At 43.5% G+C, this 26,850-nt stretch carries 11 protein-coding genes; 9 read left to right on the top strand and 2 right to left on the bottom strand.

Features of this window, described 5'->3' with window-relative positions; translation table 11 throughout:
• Positions 1–2 precede the first annotated feature (2 nt).
• The 8 genes from HKX40_RS05710 (at position 3) to nqrM (ending at position 8,055) form a co-directional block, all read left to right on the top strand.
• Positions 3–1,259, top strand: coding sequence for an NADH:ubiquinone reductase (Na(+)-transporting) subunit B (locus tag HKX40_RS05710; RefSeq protein ID WP_171588609.1), 1,257 nt, complete (start codon positions 3–5; stop codon positions 1,257–1,259).
• Positions 1,259–2,023, top strand: a complete 765-nt coding sequence (locus HKX40_RS05705) for a Na(+)-translocating NADH-quinone reductase subunit C (RefSeq protein ID WP_216605182.1) — start codon at positions 1,259–1,261, stop codon at positions 2,021–2,023. The genes HKX40_RS05710 and HKX40_RS05705 overlap by 1 nt, the downstream gene beginning before the upstream one ends.
• A 2-nt stretch (positions 2,024–2,025) precedes the next feature.
• Positions 2,026–2,652 carry an NADH:ubiquinone reductase (Na(+)-transporting) subunit D gene (locus tag HKX40_RS05700; protein ID WP_171588608.1) on the top strand — a complete coding sequence of 209 codons (627 nt, stop codon included), beginning with the start codon at positions 2,026–2,028 and terminating at the stop codon, positions 2,650–2,652.
• Between the two features lie 3 nt (positions 2,653–2,655).
• Positions 2,656–3,252 (top strand): NADH:ubiquinone reductase (Na(+)-transporting) subunit E, encoded by a 597-nt coding sequence (gene nqrE, locus HKX40_RS05695; protein WP_171588607.1) that lies wholly within the window; start codon positions 2,656–2,658, stop codon positions 3,250–3,252.
• Positions 3,253–3,264: 12 nt separating this feature from the next.
• A complete protein-coding gene (gene nqrF, locus HKX40_RS05690) occupies positions 3,265–4,488 on the top strand; it encodes an NADH:ubiquinone reductase (Na(+)-transporting) subunit F (protein WP_171588606.1) in 1,224 nt (407 codons plus the stop codon).
• 217 nt (positions 4,489–4,705) lie between these two features.
• A complete protein-coding gene (locus tag HKX40_RS05685; protein ID WP_171588605.1) occupies positions 4,706–6,781 on the top strand; it encodes a monovalent cation:proton antiporter-2 (CPA2) family protein in 2,076 nt (691 codons plus the stop codon).
• Between the two features lie 2 nt (positions 6,782–6,783).
• Positions 6,784–7,845, top strand: coding sequence for an FAD:protein FMN transferase (locus HKX40_RS05680; protein ID WP_171588604.1), 1,062 nt, complete (start codon positions 6,784–6,786; stop codon positions 7,843–7,845).
• A 15-nt stretch (positions 7,846–7,860) separates the two neighbouring features.
• On the top strand, positions 7,861–8,055 hold the full coding sequence (nqrM, locus tag HKX40_RS05675) for a (Na+)-NQR maturation NqrM (RefSeq protein WP_171588603.1): 195 nt from the start codon (positions 7,861–7,863) through the stop codon (positions 8,053–8,055).
• A 354-nt stretch (positions 8,056–8,409) separates the two neighbouring features.
• Here the strand turns inward: nqrM and HKX40_RS05670 are convergent, their stop codons facing one another.
• Positions 8,410–21,552, bottom strand: coding sequence for a YadA-like family protein (locus tag HKX40_RS05670; RefSeq protein WP_171588602.1), 13,143 nt, complete (start codon positions 21,550–21,552; stop codon positions 8,410–8,412).
• A 600-nt stretch (positions 21,553–22,152) separates the two neighbouring features.
• On the opposite strand from HKX40_RS05670, the gene HKX40_RS05665 reads away from it, so the two are divergent.
• Positions 22,153–23,721, top strand: coding sequence for an ATP-binding protein (locus HKX40_RS05665; RefSeq protein ID WP_171588601.1), 1,569 nt, complete (start codon positions 22,153–22,155; stop codon positions 23,719–23,721).
• 105 nt (positions 23,722–23,826) lie between these two features.
• On the opposite strand, the gene HKX40_RS05660 is transcribed toward HKX40_RS05665, so the two are convergent.
• Positions 23,827–26,685, bottom strand: coding sequence for a valine--tRNA ligase (locus HKX40_RS05660; protein ID WP_171588600.1), 2,859 nt, complete (start codon positions 26,683–26,685; stop codon positions 23,827–23,829).
• Positions 26,686–26,850 lie beyond the last annotated feature (165 nt).

The raw sequence follows: 26,850 nt of genomic DNA, 5'->3' as shown, positions 1-26,850 counted from the left end.
GCATGGGTTTAAAGAATTTCCTAGAGAAAAAAGAGCATCTTTTTGCTCCCGGTGGCAAGTATGAAAAATGGTATGCCTTATACGAAGCTGTAGCGACCGCTTTGTATACCCCGGGCAATGTGACACGCAAATTCTTGCATGTGCGTGATGCCTTGGACTCTAAACGTATGATGATTTTGGTGTGGCTATCACTGTTTCCTGCCATGTTCTACGGTATGTACAATGTGGGAGCTCAAGCGATAGCAGGGATTAATCAGTTTGGTTTACTTGATCAAAATATCACTAGCAACTGGCATTATGCGTTAGCAGCAAGCCTAGGCATCAACTTAGGTGCTGATGCAGGTGTAATGAGCAAGATGGCATTGGGTGCGGTGTTTTTCCTCCCTATTTATGCCGTAGTGTTCATTGTCGGTGGTTTTTGGGAAGTGTTATTTGCTTCTATCCGCAAGCATGAAATCAATGAGGGCTTTTTTGTTACCTCTATTCTGTTTGCCTTGATTGTGCCTCCTACATTGCCACTCTGGCAGGCAGCGTTGGGTATCACTTTTGGTGTGGTGATGGCCAAGGAAGTGTTTGGTGGAGTAGGTAAAAACTTTATGAACCCAGCACTTGCAGGGCGAGCTTTCTTGTTCTTCTCGTATCCTGCCCAAATGACAGGAGACACTATCTGGACGGCTGTTGATGGTTTCTCTGGGGCTACTGCCTTATCTCAATGGGCAACCGGAGGCGAAGCTGGTCTTAAAAACATCGCTACAGGTCAACCCATTTCATGGCTTGATGCTTTTATTGGTAATATGCCTGGTACAGTAGGGGAGGTGTCTACACTAGCCCTTATTATTGGTGGTGCTTTTATTGTATTTGCACGTATTGCTTCATGGCGTATTATCCTGGGGGTGATGATTGGTATGGTAGCCACATCAGCTATGTTTAACGCCATTGGTTCTGCTACTAATCCTATGTTCTCTATGCCGTGGTACTGGCATTTGGTGCTAGGTGGTTTTGCTATCGGTATGATTTTTATGGCAACCGATCCTGTTTCTGCATCATTTACTAATGTTGGTAAATGGTGGTACGGTATTTTGATTGGCGTGATGTGTGTGCTGATTCGAGTGGTTAATCCAGCTTACCCAGAAGGTATGATGTTGGCTATTTTATTTGCTAACTTATTCGCACCCATTTTTGACTTTTTTGTTGTCAAAGCCAATATTAAACGTAGAAAAGCTCGTAACGGTGACAATGCCGAGCAGGAGAGAGCATAATGGCAAAATTCAATAAAGACAGTTTTGGTGGTACAGTTGCCATCGTGTTGGCTGTGAGCCTGGTGTGTTCTGTCGTTGTAGCAGGTTCTGTCGTCGGTTTAAAACCCGTTCAACAGACACAGAAACAGCTAGATAAACAAAAGAATATTCTTAGTGTTGCAGGCTTACTAAAACCAGGGATTAATATTAATCAAGTTTATCAGGAACGTATTGAGCCCAAAGTGGTAGATTTAGCAACGGGTGATTATGTTGCTGGTCTTGATCACTATGATATGCGAGCCGCTGACAAGGACCCTCAGCAGACAGTAAGCATCAATCCCGACGAGGATTTTGCTGGGTTAAGACACCGTACTAAATACGCAGAAGTCTATCTTGTCAAAGATGAATCAGGTAAAGTCAATCAAGTTGTTTTACCAATGCATGGTACAGGTCTATGGTCTGTCATGTATGGTTTTGTGGCGGTACAAACTGATGGTAATACCATTAATGGCATTACCTACTATGACCAAGGTGAAACACCAGGGTTAGGTGGTGAAATTGCTAACCCTTTATGGCAACAACGTTTTGTGGGTAAAAAGCTCTATGATGATGGTGGCAATGTCGCTATTCGTATTGCCAAAGGAGCCTCTGCAGATGCAGTGCATGGTGTGGATGGTTTGTCAGGTGCCAGTATGACAACCAAAGGTGTTCAGGGTACATTTAAATACTGGTTTAGCCAAAATGGTTATGGACCCTATTTGTCTAAACTCAGAGCAGGAGAGTAATAATGGCAGAAACTAAAAATCTCAAACAGTTATTAGTTGAACCTGTCATTGCGAATAACCCTATTGCTTTACAAGTATTGGGTATTTGTTCGTCATTAGCAGTAACAACCAAATTAGAAACAGCCATTGTTATGGCGATTTCAGTGAGCCTAGTGACCGCATTCTCTAGCTTCTTTATTTCAGCGATGCGTAATTACATTCCTAACAGTATTCGCATTATTGTGCAGATGGCGATTATTGCTTCGCTAGTAACGCTGGTTGATCAAATTTTACAGGCTTATGCCTATGAATTGTCTAAGCAGCTTTCAGTGTTTGTAGGGCTTATTATTACCAACTGTATTGTGATGGGGCGTGCAGAAGCCTTTGCAATGAAGGAGCCTCCATTAGCGAGCTTTGTGGATGGTATCGGTAACGGTATGGGATATGGTTTAATCCTCATTATCGTGGCGTTTATTCGCGAGCTTATAGGCTCTGGTAAATTATTTGGATTTACCATTTTACAAACTATCCAAGACGGTGGTTGGTATCAAGCCAATGGGTTGTTTTTATTAGCGCCTAGTGCGTTCTTTATCATTGGTTTGATTATTTGGTGTCTTCGTACACTTAGACCAGAACAGGCGGAGAAGTAAAGCATGGAACACTATATTGCACTTTTTGTAAAGTCGATATTCATTGAGAATATGGCTTTGTCATTCTTCTTAGGCATGTGTACTTTCCTTGCTGTGTCTAAAAAAGTTTCTACTGCTTTTGGTTTAGGGGTAGCGGTAACAGTGGTTTTGGCGATTTCAGTGCCAGTTAATCAGTTGATTTACTCACTATTACTCAAAGATGGTGCCTTGGTCGAAGGGGTGGATCTTAGTTTTCTAAAATTCATTACCTTTATTGGGGTGATTGCCGCGATTGTACAAATCCTAGAGATGATTTTGGATAAATATTTCCCTGCACTCTACAATGCATTGGGGATTTTCCTACCACTGATTGCAGTGAACTGTGCTATTTTTGGTGGCGTATCTTTTATGGTTCAGCGTGATTACAATTTTGCGGAATCAGTGGTGTATGGAGCAGGGGCTGGTTTAGGCTGGATGCTAGCGATTGTGGCGCTTGCAGGTATCACTGAAAAAATGAAATATTCTGATGCTCCCAAAGGTCTCAAAGGCTTAGGTATCACTTTTATTAGTGGTGGGTTGATGGCTCTGGCATTTATGTCGTTTTCTGGTATTCAGTTGTAAGGAGAAAAGCGAATGGAAATTGCCTTAGGTATTATTATGTTTACAGCGGTGATTTTGGCATTGGCCTTAATCATTCTGTTCGCTAAATCCAAATTAGTTAACAGTGGCGATATTACCATCTCAATTAATGATGACCCAGCAAAATCAGTCACCTTGCCTGCTGGCGGTAAATTATTGGGCGCTTTGGCGAGCAAAGGTATTTTCGTTTCCTCTGCTTGCGGTGGTGGTGGCTCATGCGGTCAATGCCGAGTGATTGTTAAGAGTGGCGGAGGTGATATTTTACCGACTGAGTTATCGCATATTAACAAGCGAGAAGCCAAAGAGGGATGTCGCCTGTCTTGTCAGGTCAATGTGAAGAGCGATATGTCTATCCAATTACCTGAAGAGGTATTTGGGGTTAAAAAATGGGAATGTACCGTTATTTCTAATGACAATAAAGCGACTTTTATTAAAGAATTGAAATTAGCGATTCCAGAGGGAGAAGAGGTACCTTTCCGTGCTGGTGGTTATATTCAAATTGAAGCCGATCCTCATACCGTGAACTATAAAGATTTTGATATTCCTAAAGAGTATCATGAAGATTGGGACAAATTTAATTTATGGCGTTATGTGTCCAAAGTAGACGAGCATATCGTGCGTGCCTACTCTATGGCTTCTTATCCAGAAGAAAAGGGTATTATCATGCTAAACGTGCGTATTGCGACACCGCCTCCACGTAATCCTGATGTGCCACCAGGCAAGATGTCCTCCTATATTTGGTCATTGAAACCCGGTGATAAAGTCACCATTTCAGGTCCATTTGGTGAGTTCTTTGCCAAGGATACTGATGCTGAAATGGTATTTATTGGTGGTGGTGCAGGTATGGCACCGATGCGTTCACATATCTTTGACCAGCTTAAACGTCTCAAGACCAAACGTAAGATTTCCTTTTGGTATGGTGCTCGCTCTAAGCGTGAAATGTTCTATGTCGAGGATTTTGATCAGTTACAAGCAGAAAATCCTAACTTTGAGTGGCATGTCGCATTATCGGATCCTCAACCCGATGATAACTGGACAGGCTACACAGGTTTTATTCACAATGTATTGTATGAGAACTATCTCAAAAATCATGAAGCCCCAGAGGATTGTGAATTCTATATGTGTGGACCTCCAGTGATGAATGCTGCGGTTATCAAAATGCTTAAAGATTTAGGCGTAGAAGACGAAAACATTCTATTAGATGATTTTGGTGGCTAATAAAAACCATCATAGCGAACACTATTCACTTCCCTTGATTTCAAAAAGCTCATAAGAGGCAAGGTTAGTGATAAGATAGAGGGCAAGTCATTCCTATTGTGAAGACTTGCCCTTATGCCTTTATGTGAGTCATTGTCTGCTCGGCAATGACAGTGGTTGTCAGCATAGACATGAGAGAGTTGATAGAGCATCAATGTAGTTGTAGAGAGTTGCTAGCATGACAGAATTATTACTCAATGCGTTGGGTTATTTATTTGCCGCCGTTGTTGCCGTGTCCATTACGAAGCGACTGGGACTAGGCTCTGTCCTGGGATATTTGCTAGCAGGCGTTGCTATTGGTCCTATTCTAGGGATTGTGGGGAGTAGCGAAACTCATGAGATTCAACATATCGCCGAGCTAGGCGTAGTGATGATGCTCTTTCTTATTGGATTAGAGTTAGAGCCAGCCAAACTCTGGGCATTGCGTACCAAGTTACTCGGTATGGGTGGGTTACAGGTTTTATTGAGTATCGCAGCTATTACAGGGATTGCGGTGCTATTTAATCAACCTTGGCAGATTGGGGTTGCGATTGGCTGTATTTTGTCCCTATCGTCTACAGCTATTGTAGTACAGACCTTGGGAGAAAAAGGCTTGCTGAGTACGCCAGGCGGACGCAGTGGTTTTGCTGTTTTGCTATTTCAAGATATTGCTGCGATTCCGATGTTGGCGATGTTGCCTTTACTAGCACTGCCAGTGGTATTACACAAACATGGTGTTCCAGTTAAAGTATCGGCAGAAGACAGTCTCAACTTATTAGAGGGGGCTAGCCATACACTCAAAGTCACCGTGACGGTATTAGCAATGGTGGCGATTGTGGGTGGAGGCCATTACTTAAGTCGCCCCTTATTTCGCTATATTGCTGCTAGTCGTCTACGGGAATTATTCACCTTAACAGCCCTAACATTGGTGATTGGAGTTGCCGTATTAATGAGCTTGATTGGGCTTTCTCCAGCATTGGGAGCTTTCTTGGTGGGGGTGGTATTAGCCAATAGTGACTACCGACATGAGCTTAAAAATAATATCGAACCCTTTAAAGGGATTTTATTAGGTCTCTTTTTTATCACGGTTGGTGCCGGGATGGATATGCATTTGTTATTGCATAATATCGGTATTATTTTTGCACTAACGCTAGGAATGATGCTTATCAAAATGGTGATATTGTATGCGTTGGGCTGGATTTTTAGACTGGATAGAAGAAGTAGATTATTGTTTGCATTGAGTTTAGCGCAAGCAGGGGAGTTTGGTTTTGTATTGATTTCTCTGGTGACACGAGAGCATATTATTCCTACAAATATTGCTAACCTTTTATCCTTAGTTGTGGCTTTATCCATGCTGCTTACCCCTTTGTTTTTTATTTTATATGATAGATTGGGGCGGCGTATTCGAGAACCATTTGCCACAAGACAGCAAGATGAAATTCAAGAAGAAAATCCCATTATTGTACTAGGGCAGGGGCGTTTCGGTCAGGTGGTTGTGGGCATGTTGGCGGCTTGTGGTTACAAAATGACGGTCATTGATCATGATGCAGATATTGTGGATAGAATGACCCGTTATGGTATCAAGACTTATTTTGGTGATGCAACTAGGATTGATTTATTAGAAACAGCAGGGCTTGCACGTGCCAGGTTGTTGATTATTGCTATAGGCAAACCAGAACAGGCACGATTAATTGCTGAACAAGTACGTTTGATTCGATCTGATTTACCGATGGTAATTCGGGCCTATGATCGCTTGGATACTTACGAGCTATATCGAGCCTGTGCTTCGCATGGTGAAGAGCCTAATGCCGATATTGTACGAGAGATGTTTGACTCCGCAGTCCGTGCAGGTCGCTTATCCTTGCAGGCGTTAGGCATAGAACATGACAAAGCGGTAGAGTTATCGAATCTGTATTATCATCGTGAAAGAGAAAGTGTTAAGATGATGGCGAAATATTATGACCCTACATTACCTCGCTGGGGAAATGCAGAGTTATTAAGAGTTGCCAAAGAGAATGATGTTGAAACACGGCGTCAGATGCGTCAATTAATGGAGGGAGAGGACTTTGAATGGAAGTCAGATATAGAGCAGGAGGTCTTTGAGTGGCAAGAGGAGTTAGGGGAGCAGCTATCAGAGAACAAGAAGAACGATGTTGTTCAAGAAGAATTGCCTTTAGGTGAACAAGGAGCAATTCCTGAATCAAATACCCCAGAGCAGGCAATGGCATCGCAAAATAGCAAAGAATCTCATCATACTACAGAATCTGCAGGATAATAATGTCGCATCTAAAACCGTTTAACTTATTTCGTTATGCAGTATTGACTCTTGGACTGGTGGTGTTGGCAGCTTGTCAGCCAAAGGCAGAACCAGAAATGGTGACCCTATCAGGGCAGACTATGGGAACCACATATACCGTCAAATATATTGTTGAACCATCGCAAACTTTGCCGGATCCTGTTGCTGTTAAAGCGGAAATTGATAAGCGTCTACAACAAGTTAATCAAGAAATGTCTACCTATATCCCTAGTTCTGAAATTAGTCGCTTTAATCAGATGACAGGATGTAGTGAGACTGCTCCTTGTAATATGACGATTGCCCAAGATTTTGCAACTGTTGTTGGTGAGGCAATACGCATTAATGCTGTGACACAAGGAGCCTTGGATATTACAGTTGGACCGGTTGTGAATATGTGGGGATTTGGGCCAGACAAAGAGGTTATTAAGGCACCTAGTCCAGAGCAGCTAGCAAAAGTCAGACCTATTATTGGTATTGATAAGATTTTTCTCCATCAAAATACTTTAAGCAAAAAAGCAGCAGGTGTTTATATTGATTTATCTTCTATTGCCAAGGGATTTGGTGTGGATAAAATCGCTTTTTACCTTGATGAGTTACAGCTAAACAATTACTTGGTAGAAATTGGAGGAGAGCTACGTGCTAAGGGGCATAATTTACAATCTCAACCATGGAGTATCGGTATTGAACATCCCAGTGTGCTTCAGCACCAGTCCAATCAACTAGTGATTCCATTGGAAAATATGGCTATGGCGACTTCGGGGGATTATCGTAATTTTCGTATGGACGATACAGGACATCGTTTATCGCATATCATTAATCCGCAGACTTTAGCACCCATAAGCCATAGATTGGCTTCCATCACAGTGGTACATGGTAGTACAATGACAGCAGATGGATTGGCAACAGGTCTATTTGTCTTGGGAGAGCAAAAGGCATTAGACATTGCAGAAAAAGAACATCTTCCGGTTTTTCTTATTATTCAGACTGGAGATAAGTTTGAGACAAAGATGTCATCCGCTTTTAAAGCATTATTAAAACAGTAGACGATAGGGTACAGCATGGCTATTTTTACAATTACATTTCTATTTTTTATACTAGTTATTTGTGCAATGGCAGTTGGCTATATCTTCAAGAAAAAAGCCATAAAAGGCAGCTGTGGAGGATTATCAGCACTAGGTATTGAAAAGGTCTGTGACTGTGATACCCCATGTGATCGGCGTAAAGCCATGATGGCAAAGCAGGGTATAGAGTAGTATCTGATTTAGCAATACTTATTTAAAATACTAGAGCAAATGATACTCAGGTGCGATGTAGAGTAGTATCTGATTTAGTGGTACTTATTTAGACAAATCCCCCATTCAAAGTTCTTTGAATGGGGGATTATATTTAATGCAGGATACTAGCACTGCCTGTTGGCAGTAGCTAATATCAGTAGAATGTACCTCGACCGCTAGCACTAGCAGCTGATTACCATTTAATCGACCGCTAGCACCAGCAGCTGATTACCATTTAATCGACCGCTAGCACTAGCAGTTGATTACCATTTAATCGACAGCTAGCACCAGCAGCTGATTACCATTTAATCGACCGCTAGCACCAGCAGCCTATTACCATTGATAACCGACTCCAGCACCGAAAGTCGTATTATTGCGTGAGCTATGACTGAGGCTACCTTTGAGGATAAACTTGCCATTGTCAGAGATGCGTGACACACCAATCGCAACTGCACGCTGTCCTTTATGGAAGCCAGTACCCAAAGCAACCATACTCTTGCCTGGGATATAGGCTTGAGGTAAGTTAGCCATTGCTGCGGCTGTGGCTGTAGAAGCATCTAAGTCTTTTTCTAAACCACTGATACGGTTATCAAGCTGATTAATGCGTTTGCTCATATCCGCACCTAAACCATATAACTGGCTAACATTGACTGCATCAGTTGGCGCAGAGCCTGCTGCTACATTGGTAATGCGACGTACTTCTTGCTCACCACTTTCTGTCATACGACCAACAGAGACTTCACCCACGACTTGGTTGCCATAGCCTTGTACTGCATTTGGGTCACCCCAAGGTGTAGCACTTTGGAGTTGCTCAAGGGTCTGAGTGGCTTCTGCACCAGCACCGACGGCAACGCTATTGCTGGTAGATACCTTGGCTCTGCTACCGATAGCCACAGCATTATTAGCACCTTGGCTAATTTCAGCATTATTACCAATGATAAATGAGCCATCCGCAGAGAGGTTATTATTGTTACCTACACTGTAGCTGCTATCACCCGTAATTACGGATGGGTCACCAAAGGCACCAGAGCCTGAACCAGTGACTTTGTTACCCGTACCAATGCTAATGCTGTTGCTACCAGAAACCTCACTACCATTACCGATAGCAATCGAGTTTTCTGAGTTTTCAGCTACTTTAGCGTTTGCTCCGAAAGCTAAGGCATTATCCGAATTCTTACCAACGGAAGCCTTATAACCAATAGCGGTTGAATATCTCGCCGCCGCACTGGAGTCTTCAGTGTTGTGATCTTGATTTACTGGTGCTTGTCCATCGTTAGTATGGAAATACTTGATACCTTGTTCATTCATGTTCTGGATAGCACTGTACACACTATTGGTGATGTATTCCTGCTGTCCTTGAACGTTGTAGGTTTTGAGGTATGGATTACCATCTTTATCCGCGGGCACATGAACAGTAATTTCTTTGGTTTCACCATTTTTTTGTACGACGGTAGTTTTAAATTCCTTCATTTCGACCGTGTGGAAATTGTTGGTGATTTCCTCTGTTACACCTAATTCAGCCCTTAATTGGTGAAGTTGACCACCATTAACGGCCTCTTTGGAGCCTTCGGCAATAGTACCATCAGCCACATTGGTGAGTGTGGTTGACGTATTGAACGTTCCATCAGGATTTTGAACCGCGGTGACGATACTGTCCATCGCTACGCGAGAGTCTTTGGCAGAAACAGAATTTCCTTTCGAATCCTTATACGTACCTGTACCCTCCTTGTCTGTAGCAGAGACATTTTGTGCAAGAGTAGCATCTTTGTAGAAGAAGCCATCTGCCCCTTTGTAGACTTTATCGCGAGCAGTAACCTTGCCGTCTTTATCCTTGGTTTCAGTCACATAATCCACAGGCAAAACGGTATTGTTCACAATCGCTTGGTCATTGGTCGAAATCTTAATCTTGCCTTCGCTTTGATCAAGAGTGACGTTTTTACCAGCGACAAACTCAAGACTCTCGCCTGGAGCGATGTTGTCGCCGCTATCACCAATCTTCGTACCTTTATTTGCATTACCACCATCAGCACTGACCTTGACATTAAAGCCTTTGTTTGCCGTTTCTTGTGCTTTAGTGGCAGCTTGGTTGGCTGCTTCAGCACGTTTAGAGACCTCGTTCAAATCGTTCACATTAACCGCAGCGTTTTTGAGATTATCGTCCTTGGCGGCAGTCGCAAGTTGATCCGCAAATGTTGGGTTGTCAACATAGACAGGTTGACCATCTTGTATGACAGGTTCGCCTTTATCATCTGTTTTAACGACTTTAACATCGTTTACAGAAGACTGGATACCACCGAGTTTTTGGGCTGTAGCCGCACCTTTACTATCTAATAAAGCCACTGCTGTTGGTGTCGCTTCTTTTGCCTCTGCTGTAAGTTTACCATCCTTACCAATATCAGACGCTTTGTAGAATGTATCACCGACTTTTACAAGTGGATTACCATCAGCATCTTTAAACGCCATTGGTAAGCCATCAACATTGATACTGTAGGTATGCACGCCGTTTTTACTGGTAATGGCGGATACCTTGGCATTGGTACCATTCACCACTTGGATAGTATCGCCTAGCTTAATGGTTTGTGCTGGTTTATCACCATTACCGCTGGTTTGTAATTTAAAACCAGAGTCTGCCAAGTTTTTGAGGTCTTGGGTAGTGACAGCGGCGTTACTATCAATAGCGTCTGTTGCTGGCTTGGTTGGGTCATTCTCATCTTTTTTGCCGACTTTATTTAAGTTGGCTATAAAGGTGTTCTCCCTACCATCGTTAGTCTTGCCACCAATCGCACTGGCAACATTGCCTAATTGGGTAGCTGTTGCAGTTGTACCATCGGCATTGACAAGTTTCACCGACACAGGTGTTGCTGGTGCAGGGGCATCTGCGGTTGTTAATGCGCCATTGTCACCGACTTTCATCCAAGTGCCTGGCTGTCCTTCTACTCCACTAGGAATATACGCCATGCCCTTAAGGTCTTCCTCTTTATGCCACTTACCATCAGCCCCTTTGACAAGTTTGTTACCTTCTGCATCAACATACGCAGTGGTTTGCTCAACCTTAACTTCGTAGATATCTTGACCTTGTTCTCCAGTGGTTTTGCTTACCACAGCAGCACCGGCGCCTTTTACGATAGTTTTAGCGGCAGCTGCTGCCTTAGAGGCTTCTTGAGAGGCTTGGTACAAGTCATTGACATTGACAGCACTGTTTTTTGCTGTGTTATTTTTTATGGCTTGTTCGAGGCGCTGAGCAAACGTTGGATTTTTAAGATTATCCCCATCTTTATCAGCAGCATCAGTTCCTTCTGGAGCGGGTACTTTGATACTCTCAATAGCACTGAGAACTCCAGTAATTGCATGACCACCATTGTTTAGACCATTTTCAGTAAGGCTAACCGTACTTGTAGAGGGCGTTGTCCCACCGGTTATATTTGTAGTAATACTAATGCCATCTTTACCCACTGTGGTTGTAGTAGTTTTTTTACCTCCATTGGAAGTGTCTGTTGCTACTGAGGTATAGGTCGTTTGACCACCCTCTATCTTAGTGGTGTTACCTGTTGCATCAGTAAATTCAGCACTGGTGAGACCTTTTAACTCTTTGGCTAAGCGTAGAGTCAGTGTCCCATTTGTGCTATCGGCGATAACAGCAAGGTTATTCTCTTCACTATAGCTTGTTGCACCACCTTTGATGCCGAGAACTTGGCTAGGCGTACGCGTAATAGTGACGAGCTTGTCCTTATCGGCTCCATCTCCACCAATCGTATTATCACCAGTATATTGTTGTGTAGAGTTGGCCAATTTGCTATCCACATAGTCTTTGACTACTTTACCTGTGGTTAAGCCTGCATTAGCTTTATTATCGACATCGCTATTGTCTGTGTCACTGATACTACTGATTTCTTGGAGGGCAATATTAATCTTGCCTGCTTTTTGTGTAATCTGGATATTGCCGCCTTTCCAATTACCTGTATCATCATCAGAGCTAAATTCTAAGGTATCACCTAGGTGTTTGGTGATAGTGTTCTCATCATCTTCTGCTTGGAAGATTAGCCCTTTATTGACGGCTGTTGTTAAGTCATCAATAGCGTCTTTATAAGAGGTAGGGGCAGCACTGTCGGCAGAGCCTTGAATGGCGGTAAACGTTTGTTCAGCAAGACCTTTGTTGTCGTTATTCAACTCTAAACCTAGTTTAGATATAAGCTCGTTGAGTTGACTACCATTCACTGCATCAGTAGAAGAGCTACTTAAACTACCTTTTGCTACGTTAGAGATGACCTTGTCACCTGCATTGATACCTGTTGATGTAACACTTGGACCATCGGTGATGGTTAGACCTGTGCTCGTTAAGGTAACATCATCACCCACAGTCACACCGCTACTATTCATTGTAGTAGTGCCTGTGGAGAGACTGTCTAGTACCAAGTCCTTATTTAAAGCGATTTGTAATTTACCATCAACCACTTTCGTGGTGATATTGTTATCAGCCCCGATAATGGTCACTGTATTGCCTAGTTTGTTAGTCACTGTATTATTATCAGCTGCTTTTAAGCCAAAAGTTGAATCACTAATCTTAGTACCAAGATTATTCATCATATCGGCGATATTTTTAGCGGTAGCATAACTATGTGTATCAGGTGTACCGTTAGTTGTATCCAAAACCACTTTGCCTTCGTTGTCTCTTGTGAGGGTTGCTTCGTTGACATTAACCGCTACCCCAAAGATATCTTGCTGGTCATCGGTTGTTACAGCAACAGTGGTTGTGGTACCTGTACCAGAGTTAAAGTTGACGATATCCCCCTTATTAACTGATGTGCTAGGGGTTACAACTCCTTCAGCACCAGTCACCGTCGCTCCAATCGTCCATGCTGCGTCGCCAAGTTTGCTATCCACATAAGACTTGTTCACAGCGTCGTTGGCATCAGCCGGGGTAGCGATGTTTTTTACTTGAACAGGATTTGTTGTATCACCGAACTGCAACGCTGGTGGTACATCTTTACTTCCCTCAGGTGCTGTGCCAGTTACTTTGCTGATAGTGATGCTATTGCCTGCACCAGAGGTACCAATCGCGACAGTATTAAAGAGAGGTTGCTCTTTAAAGCCAAGAAGAATCTGCCCATCTTTGACTACGGCAGCAAGGTTGGTATTGCTATAAGAGTTTGTAGTGGCTGTAGCAACTGAACCACTTAATGCATTACCATCCCAAGTAAATGCACCTGTCTTAATAGCAACACGTTCACCAAGCAGACGTTTGATATAGGTATTCTCTGTATCTTTAGCATAGTTATCGGCGCTAAAGAATAGGGGAGAGTTGGATAGTTTTTGCAAATCGCCCACAGTAGCAGCGCTGTTTAATTTCTCTGCACCACCTCCATCAGTCGTATCTGAGCTTTGGAAACCGCGCAGTGTGGTTAAGAAAGTGTTGCTATCACCACTTGGAGCAGAACTATCGGCTGAGCCATTTTGTGTGCCACTTGAGCCACCACCAATAGCGGTGTCATTCATCACGCTACTGATGCCTTTAATAGCATTGCCACCGTTATCAAGTCCTTTTTCTGTGAGGCTCACGGATTTACTAGCATCTGCTGCGGACTTGGTTACGGTGATGCCATTACCATTAATGGTTGTTTGTGGTTTACTGTCATCAGTAGAGCCATCTTCATTGATGGTTGTAAATGTCGCACTTTCTAGACCAGTTAATGCACGTGCCAACTTAACAATCAAGGCATTATTGCTGGTATCCACATCAACATAGGTATTGGCATCAGTGAGCGTTTGGGCTATCTCGTTCTTATCAGCGATAGTCTTGCCACCTTTGATTTGGAGCTGCTCATTTAATTTGCGCTTAATAATGTCAGCTGAGTCCTCACTGTTACCTGCAAACTTAAGTCCATCGTTCATAGTGGCCACAGCGGCATCACCTGTTGTGAGACGGTATGTTTCGTTGCCACCCAAATCAGCAACCTTGTCAGTGCTTAAACCGATGCTATTGGTAGTCGTTCCGTTGCTATCAGTAAATTTAATAGTTCCATTGGCCCCATCTAGGGTAATGCGTTCTTTGCCGTTATTTTGAATACTAATCTGACTTTCTTTAGCATCTAGCTTGATTTGTTCATTAGCATTATCACCATTTAGGGTAATAGAGGCGCCAGCTCCATCATTATTGCCAAGAACAATGTCATTATTAAGGCTAATATCCAATGTTGCATCACTGCCATTACCAGTAGCTTTGACAGAGATATTATTGCCTGTCACATTAATAGTATTATCCTCTGCCGCTGTATTGCCTAATGACGTATAAGCATATGTTGTTTCGCTGCCATTTTGTGTTCTTAAACCATATCGAAGGTTGTTAATGTTGTCATCAACTATACGAGTGGCTTCATTAGAGTACTTTTCCAAATCTCCAATACTGGCGACATCATCACTATTTTTGGTGGAGAATTTTTTCTCAACAAGTGTTACGTCACTTGGATTCTCAACACTAAAATTAGTTTGAATCTCAGTATCGCTTAAGAGATGATCAAAAAATCGTGTTTCTCCAGTGGAACCCGTTTTCTTATAGCCATATAACATGGTATCCGTCATGATGCCAGTGATACGAGGCTTGGTGTCGTCAACACCGACTAGGTTAAGAATTGGACTGGTTGTATTGGCTGCTGGTTGTTGCAACTGCATCAAAATAGTGGGGGCGTTCGTAGTATTTGTTCCAAAACCCACCGATTGCATTTGTCTAAGGTCCTTCGCTAATTGTAAGGTAAGCGTATCAGTACCATTTGAGACCACAGCGATATTGCCGCTTGTTAAACCATCAAGACCGTTTCCGTTGTAGTTACCATAAATTTTCAACTGCTGGTTGAGTGCAAGGTTGAAAGCAGAACCATTACCATTTGAAGCGCCATCTTTATTCAAATCACCACGGAAACCCATACCATCACCCATGGTAGCGAGGTTATGACCATTAAAGTTGAGGCGAGGATCGTTTTGTGCGGTGCTAGTCAGTAATTTCTCACCATTTAGCACTTGTTTGAGAGCAAGAGATTGGTAGCTTGAACCTCCCTCTTGGCTTGTAAAGGTAATCGTACCATCGGCAATCTTAACGCCATTGACACTGCCTGAAGTTCCTGCTTGTTTGACTTCTAAACTTCCATTATCGGTCGCATCTCCTAAGACAACAGTAGGGGAGAGCTTGATTTTGAAATTGCCATTGTCAGAGAGTGTAGAAATATTATTATTGAACCCAATAACACTAATCGTACTACCTAATGCAGCGGTAACCGCGGTACCTGTTGTCGGTGCAAGGCCAAATGTTTTAGCATCTGTTGTCGCGATAGAGGTCTGAAGTTCGTTCAATACCGTTACCAAGTCACCAGAAGTGATAAAGGAGTTGGTTGAATCGCCTGTCTTGACTTCATAAGAAGAATCACCTTCTTTTTTGCCAATAGTGCCTTTGTTCACATTAAACACCACGCTATAGGATTCCGGCGCTGTACTAGTAGCTTTTGTTTTGGAAACAGAAACAGTGGTGCCAGTACCATCTTTAAAGACAACGGAGTCGGTATTGTTCACAGAGCCAACTAATGTTTCGTTTGAACTTGTATTCTGCTTGATATTCCATGCACTGTTATTTACAAGCGTTTTGACATCACTTAAGTTTGCTGCGTTAGACTCTTTGCCACTTGGGATATTTCCATCACCATCTAGCGCGCTACCGACATTGGTAATTTCTTTATCCCCTGCACTGATGCCATTAGAGGTTATGCTAATGAGTTTTGGAGCTGTCTGACCATCGCCTGATGGAGTAGGAGGCTGAATGGTAACCCCACCACCGTTAATTGTTGTGGTATTGCCAGTGCTGTCTGTGAATGTGGCGCTGGCTAAATTGGTGAGTTTTTTGGCTAATTGGATAATCAATCCATTAGCTCCCTGTGTGCTGTCTTTTATCACGCGGATATTACCTGTCGCACTTTCAAATCCTGCGGCTGGAGCAGCATCGCCCTTGATAGAGAGTCTTTCAGAAAGATTACGGTGTACAACGGTGCTGATGTCATCAGCCTTATAGTCATCGCCACTGAAATCCATACCAGCGATTGCAAGGGTCTGAAGATCCTTAACGGTTGCGGCTTGGGAGAAATAACGTTGATTGGTTTGTTCATCTTTTAAATCGATGAGTGTGTCAACAGAGTTTTGGCGTTTCGCTGTGTCAGTATCTCCTTCGCCGGCGGTTAATGCAGTAGAGAGATTTTGTAAAACAGTAGCGGTTTTTGTGGCTGTTTTTTGTATGGCAGCATCTTTTGATGCTTGCTGAGCAGCATTCACCAAGGAGAGAATAGCATTTTTAGGGTCAAATACTTTGGAGTTTTCTTGGTTTTGAGCTTGTAATGTAGCATCGTTTAATCCTGAATCAGGACTAGTGTTTTCCTTGAGGCTTGCTACCCCCTTATCGTCAAAATTTACCTGATTCTCTTGATACCATAAACCATTTACCTTAACCCAGCCTTTTGAGTAGTTTAAGGTTGCAAGCGTTTTTCCGTTTGGATTGTCAGAAATTTTGAGTGAATAAGTACCATCACTGTTCTTATTAAAATCTCCTATTTTGTACCAAAGCCCATTAATGGCTTGACGATAACCATCTGTTAGGTCAGCGGTATATAGGACGTTGTCTTGCTTTAATAGTCTATTGCCATCCTTATCGGTGTACACTACGGGACCTTGCTCGCCAGAGATAACTTGTTCAACCTTGGCTTCGATGGAGTTACGAATAGCGTACAGTTGAGAGCCATTAATAGCATCTGTAGAGTTAGCACCGATTAAACCAGGGGCTACGTTTTGAATAATACGACCATAGGAAACGTTTTTCCCATTTTCAACAACGATGCGTCCAACAGAAATAACACCTTTGCCAATCTCACCTATACCTGCAAATTTGTACAAATCACCGTTAATGGTGATGGATTGTTGACCTCTTTCACCTGCTGTAATAAGGGAGTTGAGTTCGTCAAAGGAAAGGGTAGAGAAATCCGTTACATTACCATGCTTCAAATCCTTTAATTTGGTTTTGCCATTCTCAACATCCGAAACAGCCGTAGGTTTTAATGTTGCTACTGAGGAGTCGCCAATGTAAACGGAGTTACTTTGTGCAACATCCACATGAGAGCCTAAGACATAAGAGCCTTTTACATTGTTGCGAATAATGACATTGCTACCTTGAACGACATTGTTGCTTGACCCTTTTCCAGCTATGTTATAAGAGCCAGCAAGCAAGTTTAGTCCTGTGGTACCGTTACCTACAGATAATTGATAATCCTTAATTGCTTTTAGAACAGTCTCCAAATCATCTGTTGGATTAACAGAGATTCCTAACTTTTTTGCCACTTCTTTGACCTTCGCTGAATTGTCAAGGTCTGAGCCAGCTATATTACGAGAACCTGCGAGGAAGTTGTATTGTGAGTTTTCATAGATGGTGTTATCTGCACCGGCTAGAAAGTTATGGCCAGTATTGTAACCAATGGTATTGCGTGAGCCGATAATAGAGTTGCTATCACCGTATAATAACTGATTAGTGTTGGCTTTGATTGTATCGCCCGACCCGGTTGTAGTTACTCGCCATAGATTGCCAATGGTTTGTGCAGTATTAACAAGACCTGAAGCACTTCCTCCAGTATAGCTTAGCGTTCCCTCGTAGGCTGCCTGAATATCATTGCCAGAACCAATAATCATGTTATCCACACCAGCGGTTACAATATTATTTGAACCATACACACTGTTGCGGAAAGAAAGGTCACGAATACTGTTATTGGCCCCCGTAATGGCATTATCGGCAATACGAGTATAACTACCGTTACCGGCATTACCACCATAGCCATCTCCACCTACATTCGGGTTAAACCCTTCCGTGCGGTTTTTGGCACCTAAGACGATATTTCGATCACCAAAAAATCGCATACCCGCGTTCGAGAGGCTACCTGTAAATACATTCCCTAACGTGGTATACACACCATCCGTGATGGTCTCCACTTGACCATCGGCTCCCTGCCAGTAATTGGCGCCATAATATTTATTGGTACCACCGCCCAAGATAATATTACCGCTACCTACGGCTTGCAAATTGGCACCAATCGCCACGGACTGTTGGCTCCATTCACCGTTCTTAACATTAAAGCCCATAGTCACGCCAAAGCGGCCCACCGAGCTATAGGCATCGGCAACTGAAGTGGTTCCCACTACGACACCGCCATTTCCATAAACACGGTTGAGGCTCCCTACGGCTAGCCCGGAATTGCCCGTAATGGAGTTATACGCACCAATGGCGATAGGACCAGACGATTCCGTTGTGTTAAATGCTGTGCCGGGCAACATCTTCTTGTTATCATTCTCTGCATGGCTTAAATCGTAAATAATGGGCTGACCTTTACTTTCCGGTGTTTTAGTAACATCCACTACGCCATTGCGAAGTCCCAAGAAGACCGCATAGCCTTGTCCGGTACCACCGGTAAAGTCCGTTTTAGACCCTTCCGCTAAGGAACCAACCAATAAGCCCAGCGCACCGTTTCCAAAGATATATCCATTATTTGTAGCACCACCAACTATACTGCTCCCGCCGGTACCCCAAGCGCCATTGCTGGCGGTAGCAAAAATTGGGGAAATGCTATTTATTAACTTATCTTTTAGAGAATTCTCAGGATTCAACAGCATAACGGACGCTTTTTCCGTATTTGTTGCCCCTGCCTGACCTAGATGAAGACCATAGGCATCCAGTTTGGTAACGGACTGTGTAGCTGTTAGAGTATCATTATCCCCCTGCTGTTTCTGCCAAGCGTTGTTGTTGACAGTTTGTACACTGGTTAAGCTATTTAAATTTTTGGCAAGTAAAATGCTGAGTGTACCAGCGCCATCAGCCACTACACCGATATTTTTGTCGGTGAGGGCGGTTAAATTGTTGGGTGTGGTTTCACCACCTTTGATCGCTAAAGTTTGGCTTAAATTACGATGAACGTTTGTACCGCTATCGCCAGCAAAGTCCAAGCCTGCATAAGCAAGGGTTTGCAAGTCTTGCAAGTTAACCGCTTGGCTTAATTTACGAGCATCCGTTTGACCCAACAGCGTGGTGAGTTTTTCTTTGGCATTAGCGATGGTGGCCTTTTCTAACCAAGTTTTTTTATTTTTGGCACTTAAGGCAGTCCATGTTGCATCGGTTGCACCAGTTGTTTGTACTTTATATAACTCTTTGGCTGCATTGTCCAAGTCTGTTGTTGCTAAAACCGTTAAAGCATTTTTGAGGTTTTTCAAAGCTGTAAGGGTGGTGGTTGCCTCGGCTTTGGTGGCGTCATTGCTGTCTTTTTCGGCATTGACGGCGGAAAGCACTAAAGAGGAAGATGGAACGACGACGCTATCTGTTCGTCCCTCTGCTAATTGTTGCAAGGTTTTGCCAGAGTTGACATTAACATCAGCGTTTAATAAACCATCAGTAAAGCTATCAGACGAGTACCATAAGCCATTGGAGGCTTGTTGGTAGGTGATTCCGTTTAAAGTGGTTACTTCCGTTTTATAGAAGATATTGTTTTCTTTGTATAAACGATCACCGCTGTCTGTCGTATAGACTACAGGTCCGCTCTCACCGGACGCTACACGGGCAATAGCAGAATCTACCGCTGTCATTACCGCATAAAGTTGTGAACCGTTGACCGCATCGGTAGATGAAGCCCCGATTAAACCCGGTGCAACGTTTTGGATAATCCGACCGATGGAAGCATAGTGGTCAATTGTATCTCCTGCACCTGCGACAGTGTTATTGGCTGTCATGCCGACTACTCTCCCTACGCTGATAACACCGCCATTTACTTGACCAAGACCGGCAAAATTATAGCTTCTACCGCCAATCACCGCTTTGGTTTGCCCTTGTTCACCGATGGTGATACCGTATTTTTCAACATCTTCTGCTTTGGTCGAGGTAGTAACCGTTGTTGGAGTAGTTCCATTTGGTTTTGTTAAAATGCCGCTGGTATAGGCGGTTGAGGCATCACCAAAATACACCGAGTTGTTGGCGGTGACCTTAACATTACTCCCCAACACATAACTGCCGTAGGTATTACTGTTCACAGTAATCTTCGAGCCGAGCAGGGTGTTATGATGGGCACCTGTGTTGAGGATAGAGTCGGAGGCTAACAGCCTATTATGATAGTTGTCCCCTGCCAAGTTGTTATTCATCCCCACAATTGCGTTTTTATAGGCTCCTGCTGTGCCATCATAAGTATTTGACCGAGCATCCGCCCCAGCTGTTCCTGCAATGGTATTGTCGGCACCAAAAACTAAGTTGTAAGCAATATCCTTGTAAGTATGTTCATTTCCTGATGCCGTATAGTTGATTCCATTCAAAGCATTTTTAGCACCAACGACCGTATTAAAGTAACCCGCCACCAAGGTTGGGTCACTAATAGAGTTAGCCGCACTAAAGACAATATTTCCAGCCCCTTTTACACGAAGATTGGTGCCAAAGGCAAAACTATGCCCAGCATTCATGAGGTTAACACCATAACCGATGGCAATTGTGTTTCTACCAGCAACCGTTCTTGTATCAGGGTCCTCCGAACCACCTATCGCAATACCATGGGCATCATCAACACCATTTGTTACTAAAGCATTTTCACCAATGGCGATAGAGTTGCGGTTTGAGGCTAAAGCGTTATACCCAATGGCAATGGCCCCAATATGTCGGGCTCTTGCCCCATTACCAATCGCAACCATTGATGGTGTTATGTTGCCGTATTTATCTTTCACCTGTTTACTCAAACTATTTCCATTATTCGTTGCTATGGCCATGTTCCCAATAGCGATTGCACCTGCATAAACAGAAGAAGCACCAGAGCCGACAGCAATCGTGCTCAGATTTGTCGATGAAGCATCAGAGCCGATAGCAATAGCATTACTACCGCTTGCCCCTTGACCGTAGTAGTTACCCCCATTGGCACCACTATTCACCCCATAGTAAGGGGTAATCGGTTTGCCATCAAAAGAGAGACCAGTGTTTCCGCCAACGGCATTAGCCCAAGTTTGGTTATAGGCAAGAACCTTACTGTTTAAGGTAATGCTAGGCGTTGAAAAACCGCCTGTGCCATTCCAAGTTAACAAATTATTTGTATCAGAGGATAAATTAGCGGCTGATATGGTTCCGGCACAAGTATTAGTGTTTGTATCAATATTTGGACAATAAACCAGTTTACCGTTTTGCACCATAAAACCACCAGCCGCCCATGCAGGTACGGATATACCCATAACCAAAGATACGACAAGCGGACGAAGTGATAGTCGCGGACTTTGTAGGAACGATAGGGCACGACGAAGCCATGCACCGTGTTGGGACTGACCATCTACCAATCCACGACGCTCATCGACGTTATTGCTGTCCTTACTATGGGCTTTGGTAAGCTCAGACGTTACGACAAAAGCACCTAAACGACGACTAAAAATCACTTTATAAATTTTGTTCATATCTTTGTTTCCCCAAGGGTTTGTATTTCTAGGAAAAATCGTTTTGAGGAAAAGAATTACTAGAAAATTCTTTTGTCTGTTGCCTCGTGTTTGCTTATAAACCTTTGGCGTGTTCTCTCAAACTTGTTTTCTCAGAAAGAGGGTTGACAGATGAGAAAGTGCTGTAAACGCAACTATCACACTTTAATAAGTAAATAGTTTCCTTTCAAAAATATTAGCTATTGAAAAAGTGTGGTTGCCAAAGATGAATATCTCACTCTCTAAATGTCATTTAAAAACAATTGTTTCGATACTTCTATTTTATCGCCCCTAGCATAAAAACAGTTAGGTTTGACAAGGATTTAAGTCGTTTTCTGGTTTTTTATTTTGAAAGTGTTGTTTTTATGTAAAAAAATTTGTTATTTTTAATGGAGCGTAAGCATTGGCAGGCTGTTGAGGAGGTGTGACGAGGAGGTGTGAGAGGTTGGTGGGAGGATGGTGTACGTAGTTTTTCGTATGGTTTTCACAGGAGGGGGTGTGGTAGAATTAAAGACATATTGCATGGCCAACAGATGATGTGCCTGCGTTTGCTTATCAGGATTGGCGAGGAGTGATGGACGCATGACGAAGAAACTTTTACCCATCGGATTGACGAGCTTAGCTCAGATTCGTCAAGAGGATAGATATTATTATGTCGATAAAACACCTCTGATTATAGAGTTGTTGAATACGTCTAGTTACGTGTTTCTCTCACGTCCACGCCGTTTTGGTAAGAGTTTGACCATTGATACGATTGCCGAGTTATTCTCAGGCAATAAGTCGTTATTTGAGGGCTTATATGCCGAGCAGCATTGGGACTGGGAGGATACCTATCCGGTGATTCGTCTGTCGTTTGCGGGGGAGCCAGAACGAGGCAATCTTGCGGCGTTGCGAGCGTCTATAGAGGATAGTCTCAAAAGAAATGCAGATACCTTGGAGGTTGAGCTGGTTGCTGATGATTTAGCAACAGAACGACTAGGGATTGTTTTTCAGGATTTAATCTATAAAACAGTCCAGAAATACGGCAAACAAGTGGTCGTCTTAATTGATGAATACGATAAACCCATTATTGATAATCTCAACGATGCCGAGATTGCGTTAGAGATTAGGAATATTTTGCGGTCTTTGTACTCGCAGTTGAAGGACTTGGCCCCCAGTATTCGTTTTGCGATGCTCACCGGGGTGTCTAAGTTTGGACAGATGAGTCTATTTTCAGGGTTGAATCATCTGAAAGATATTACCATTGATGCTCGGTATTCGGCCTTGTGCGGATACACACAAGCAGAGTTGGAAGAGGTCTTTGCTCCTGAGTTGGTCGATGTGGATTTAGGAACATTGAGGGAGTGGTACAACGGTTATAACTGGACGGGAGAGTCTGTTTATAATCCGTTTGATATTCTGCTGTTTCTTGATAAAGGCAAGAAATATCAGTCCTACTGGATTAGTACGGGGGGTAATACGTCTTTCTTATACAACATTATTCAGCAGCAGCACTTTTCTCTGTTGAGTATGATGCGTGAGGTGAGTAGCATTGGTTTGCTCTCGTCCATGGATGTAGGAACTTTGTCGCCTATTCCTGTTATGTTCCAGACTGGCTATTTGACCATTGATCAAGAGATTCAGGAGACGATGGGTATTCAGTATACGTTGAAGTTTCCGAATAAAGAGGTACGATTAGCGTTTAACCAAGGGTTATGGCAGTGGTATGCTTCTTTGGATATGATGGGGCTTTCTGAGCAGCAGTCGGATTTAATACGTGCTTTACGTCAAGGGGATGTAGAGGTCTTGCGGCAAGTGGTGAGTAGTGCGTTTGCAGGTTTACCACACGACTGGTACCGTAAGAATGAGATTGCTCGTTATGAAGGACATTGGGCGAGTAGCTTTTATATGTTCTTTGCCAGTTGCTGTGAGGAGGTCATCGCCGAAGAGGCGTCTAGCAAGGGACGTGTTGACCTGGTGGTGATAGAACGAGGCAATGTGTATATCTTTGAGTTTAAGATGTCCCATGCTGGTGATGCGGAGTCTGCTCTAGCACAGGTTCAGGAGAAGCGTTATGCGGATAAATATCGAGCAAGTGCGAAGCAGATTATTGAGATAGGCGTGAGTTTTGATGCTCAGACCAAGGCACTGGAATTTGCGGTGGCTGATTGAGACAGGTTTACTGAGGCAGTTGCAGCTTGTTTTTGGGGCATCAAAAAAACTCGCCGATACTATCCAATATCGGCGAGTAGGGGGATAAGTCAATCAGGTAATTATTTATTTCAACTTGCTTAACTGGTCTTGCACTTTTTCTAGGAGAGTCGTGAAATCAGCTAAACGTTGTTTCTCTTGCTCAATTACCGCTGTAGGGGCACGTTGAACAAAGTTTTCATTGTTTAACTTACCACTGGCCTTGGCAATTTCTCCTTCAAGACGCTTGATTTCTTTGGTTAAACGTACTGTTTCTGCTGCAACATCAATCTTCACATTGAGCATTAGCTCGCAATGATCGATGATTTGGCTTGGAGCGCCTATTTCTGGGAGTTTGTCTACAAATTGGACTTCGTTGATTTTGCCTAATGCCATCAGGTAGGGCTTTTGTTGTTCAAGTAGAGCCTTATCACCCACCATATAGATGCCAACTTTTTCGGCAGGGGAGATGTTCATCTCTCCACGCAAGGCACGGATAGCTTCTACGGTGAGTTTAAGTTGTGCAACCTTGTTTTCTGCTGCTTCATTAACGAGTTTTTCGTTGAAGAGAGGGTAGGCTTGGTTGCTCAACAATACCCCATGCACTTGTGGGTCACGTTTGCCAGCAAGGACGGATACTTTTTGCCAAAGTTCTTCGGTGATAAATGGAATGATAGGGTGGGCAACTCGTAAAATTCCCTCAAGAATATTAATCAAGGTGCGACGTGTACCACGTTGTTGAGCTTCATTGCCTGTTTGTAGTTGTACTTTGGCAAGCTCTACATACCAGTCGCAATACTCATCCCAAGCAAAACGATAGATGGCATTGGCAATCATATCAAAACGATATTCGGCAAAGCCTTTGTGTACCTCAGCAACAAAGCGTTCATACTGGCTAATCATCCATTGGTCTACAAAGGAAAGTTCTACCTCTCCTGTTTTTAAGTCGTGGCCTTCGACATTCATCATGACAAAGCGAGTGGCGTTCCATAACTTGTTGCAGAAGTTGCGGTAGCCCTCGCAGCGTTTGAGGTCAAAGTTCATATTGCGACCCAAGGTGGCATAAGCTGCCATGGTGAAGCGAAGTGCATCGGCACCATAGCTGCTGATACCATTAGGAAACTCTTTGCGAGTGTCTTTTTCAATCTTGCTGGCTTGCTTAGGATTCATAAGACCTTTGGTGCGTTTCTCAACCAAGGGTTCAAGTGCAATACCATCAATCAAGTCTACTGGATCCAGTGTGTTGCCTTTGGATTTGCTCATTTTCTGTCCGTTGGCATCCAGGATAAGGCCATGCACATATACGACTTTGAAAGGAATTTGACCTGTCAAGTGCATGCTCATCATAATCATGCGTGCTACCCAGAAGAAAATAATATCAAAGCCAGTGACCAAGACATTGGATGGCATATAGCGTTGATAATCAGGAGTGACTTCAGGCCAGCCCATTGTTGTAAAAGGCACAAGCGCAGAAGAGAACCATGTATCCAGCACATCTTCATCGCGACGTAAATCACCTGTCACGCCTGCTGCACGAGCTTTTTCGTAGGCTTGAGCTTCATTACGTGCAACGAAAATTTGTCCGTCTTCGCTAAACCACGCAGGGATTTGATGTCCCCACCAAAGCTGACGAGAAATACACCAGTCTTGAATGTTTTCTAGCCATTGGTAGTAAGTGTTGGCCCAGTTTTCTGGATAAAAGCTAACGCTGCCGTTGCGAACGACTTCCAATGCCATTTCGGTAATGCTTTTACCTGGGTTGTAAGTCCCCTCAGGAGCAGGTTTGGTCATCGCCACAAACCATTGATCAGTAAGCATTGGTTCGATAACTGTCTTAGTGCGGTCGCCACGTGGTACTTTGAGTTTGTGTGGTTCGACTTTTTCTAGTAGGCCAAGTGCTTCTAGGTCGGCTACGATTTTTTTACGAGCTTCAAAGCGGTCTAAGCCACGATATTCTTCAGGTGCATTGTCATTGATTTTAGCATCTAAAGAGAGAATGCTAATGAGCTCTAAACCGTGGCGTTGACCTACTGCATAGTCGTTGAAGTCATGCGCTGGAGTGACTTTTACCACGCCAGTACCAAACTCTAGGTCGACATAGTCATCAGCAATGATAGGTAGCTCTCGATTAACGAGTGGAAGTTTGACTTTTTTACCGATTAAATGTTTATAACGCTCATCTTCTGGGTGTACCATCACTGCCACATCACCTAGCATGGTTTCTGGACGAGTTGTAGCGACAATGAGGTGAGTGAGTTCACCGCTAGGTTCAACGAGTGGGTAGCGAATATGCCATAGGCTGCCGTCTTCTTCGATACTTTCAACTTCAAGGTCAGATACGGCTGTACCAAGAACTGGATCCCAGTTAACAAGACGCTTGCCGCGATAAATCAAACCTTGCTCATATAGGCGAACAAATGTTTCGATAACACCAGCAGACATCTGCTCATCCATAGTGAAGTATTCGCGAGACCAGTCTGCAGAGCTACCAAGACGACGTACTTGTGAGTGGATGGTGCCACCTGATAATTCTTTCCACTCCCAGACTTTTTCAAGGAATTTTTCACGTCCTAAGTCATGACGAGAAATGTTTTGGGCATCTAATTGACGCTCAACCACAATCTGAGTTGCAATCCCTGCGTGGTCTGCTCCAGGGACAAATACGGTATCGCATCCATTCATGCGGTGGTAGCGAATCAAACCGTCCATAATGGTTTGGTTGAAGGCGTGTCCCATGTGTAAAGTCCCTGTCACATTAGGAGGGGGGAACTGAATAATGTAGGGTTTGCCTGATAGGGGAGAGTCTGTTTGTACATGTTGTCCAGCAGAGAATGCACCGAGAGATTCCCACTGTTGGTACCAGTGCCCCTCTATGGCTTGAGGGTCAAAGTTCTTGGCAAGTTGATTGTTGTCTTGAGAAGCGTTGTCTTGGGTTGTGTTAGTCATAAGTCAAAGACCAAAATATTCAGTAACTATAAAAAAGGTAAAAAGAACGCTGCCTGTTTTCCTGTGATGCATTTGGGAGGGTACCCACTGCGATGTCTTTAGGAGGGGTATGTCCGCTACAATGCATTTGGGAGGGTACCCACTGCGATGCATTTAGAAGAGGGG

Source organism: Pelistega europaea (genome assembly GCF_013133775.1).
GTDB lineage: Bacteria > Pseudomonadota > Gammaproteobacteria > Burkholderiales > Burkholderiaceae_B > Taylorella > Taylorella europaea.
The sequence above is the reverse complement of the archived record's forward strand: the minus strand, read 5'-3'. Positions and strand labels throughout refer to the sequence as shown.

Coding starts and splice junctions, on each gene's coding strand:
- HKX40_RS05660 (WP_171588600.1), bottom strand. CDS start 26,685: ATGACTAACACAACCCAAGACAACGCTTCTCAAGACAACAATCAACTT.
- HKX40_RS05670 (WP_171588602.1), bottom strand. CDS start 21,552: ATGAACAAAATTTATAAAGTGATTTTTAGTCGTCGTTTAGGTGCTTTT.
- HKX40_RS05680 (WP_171588604.1), top strand. CDS start 6,784: ATGTCGCATCTAAAACCGTTTAACTTATTTCGTTATGCAGTATTGACT.
- HKX40_RS05710 (WP_171588609.1), top strand. CDS start 3: ATGGGTTTAAAGAATTTCCTAGAGAAAAAAGAGCATCTTTTTGCTCCC.
- nqrE (WP_171588607.1), top strand. CDS start 2,656: ATGGAACACTATATTGCACTTTTTGTAAAGTCGATATTCATTGAGAAT.
- HKX40_RS05705 (WP_216605182.1), top strand. CDS start 1,259: ATGGCAAAATTCAATAAAGACAGTTTTGGTGGTACAGTTGCCATCGTG.
- HKX40_RS05700 (WP_171588608.1), top strand. CDS start 2,026: ATGGCAGAAACTAAAAATCTCAAACAGTTATTAGTTGAACCTGTCATT.
- nqrF (WP_171588606.1), top strand. CDS start 3,265: ATGGAAATTGCCTTAGGTATTATTATGTTTACAGCGGTGATTTTGGCA.
- nqrM (WP_171588603.1), top strand. CDS start 7,861: ATGGCTATTTTTACAATTACATTTCTATTTTTTATACTAGTTATTTGT.
- HKX40_RS05665 (WP_171588601.1), top strand. CDS start 22,153: ATGACGAAGAAACTTTTACCCATCGGATTGACGAGCTTAGCTCAGATT.
- HKX40_RS05685 (WP_171588605.1), top strand. CDS start 4,706: ATGACAGAATTATTACTCAATGCGTTGGGTTATTTATTTGCCGCCGTT.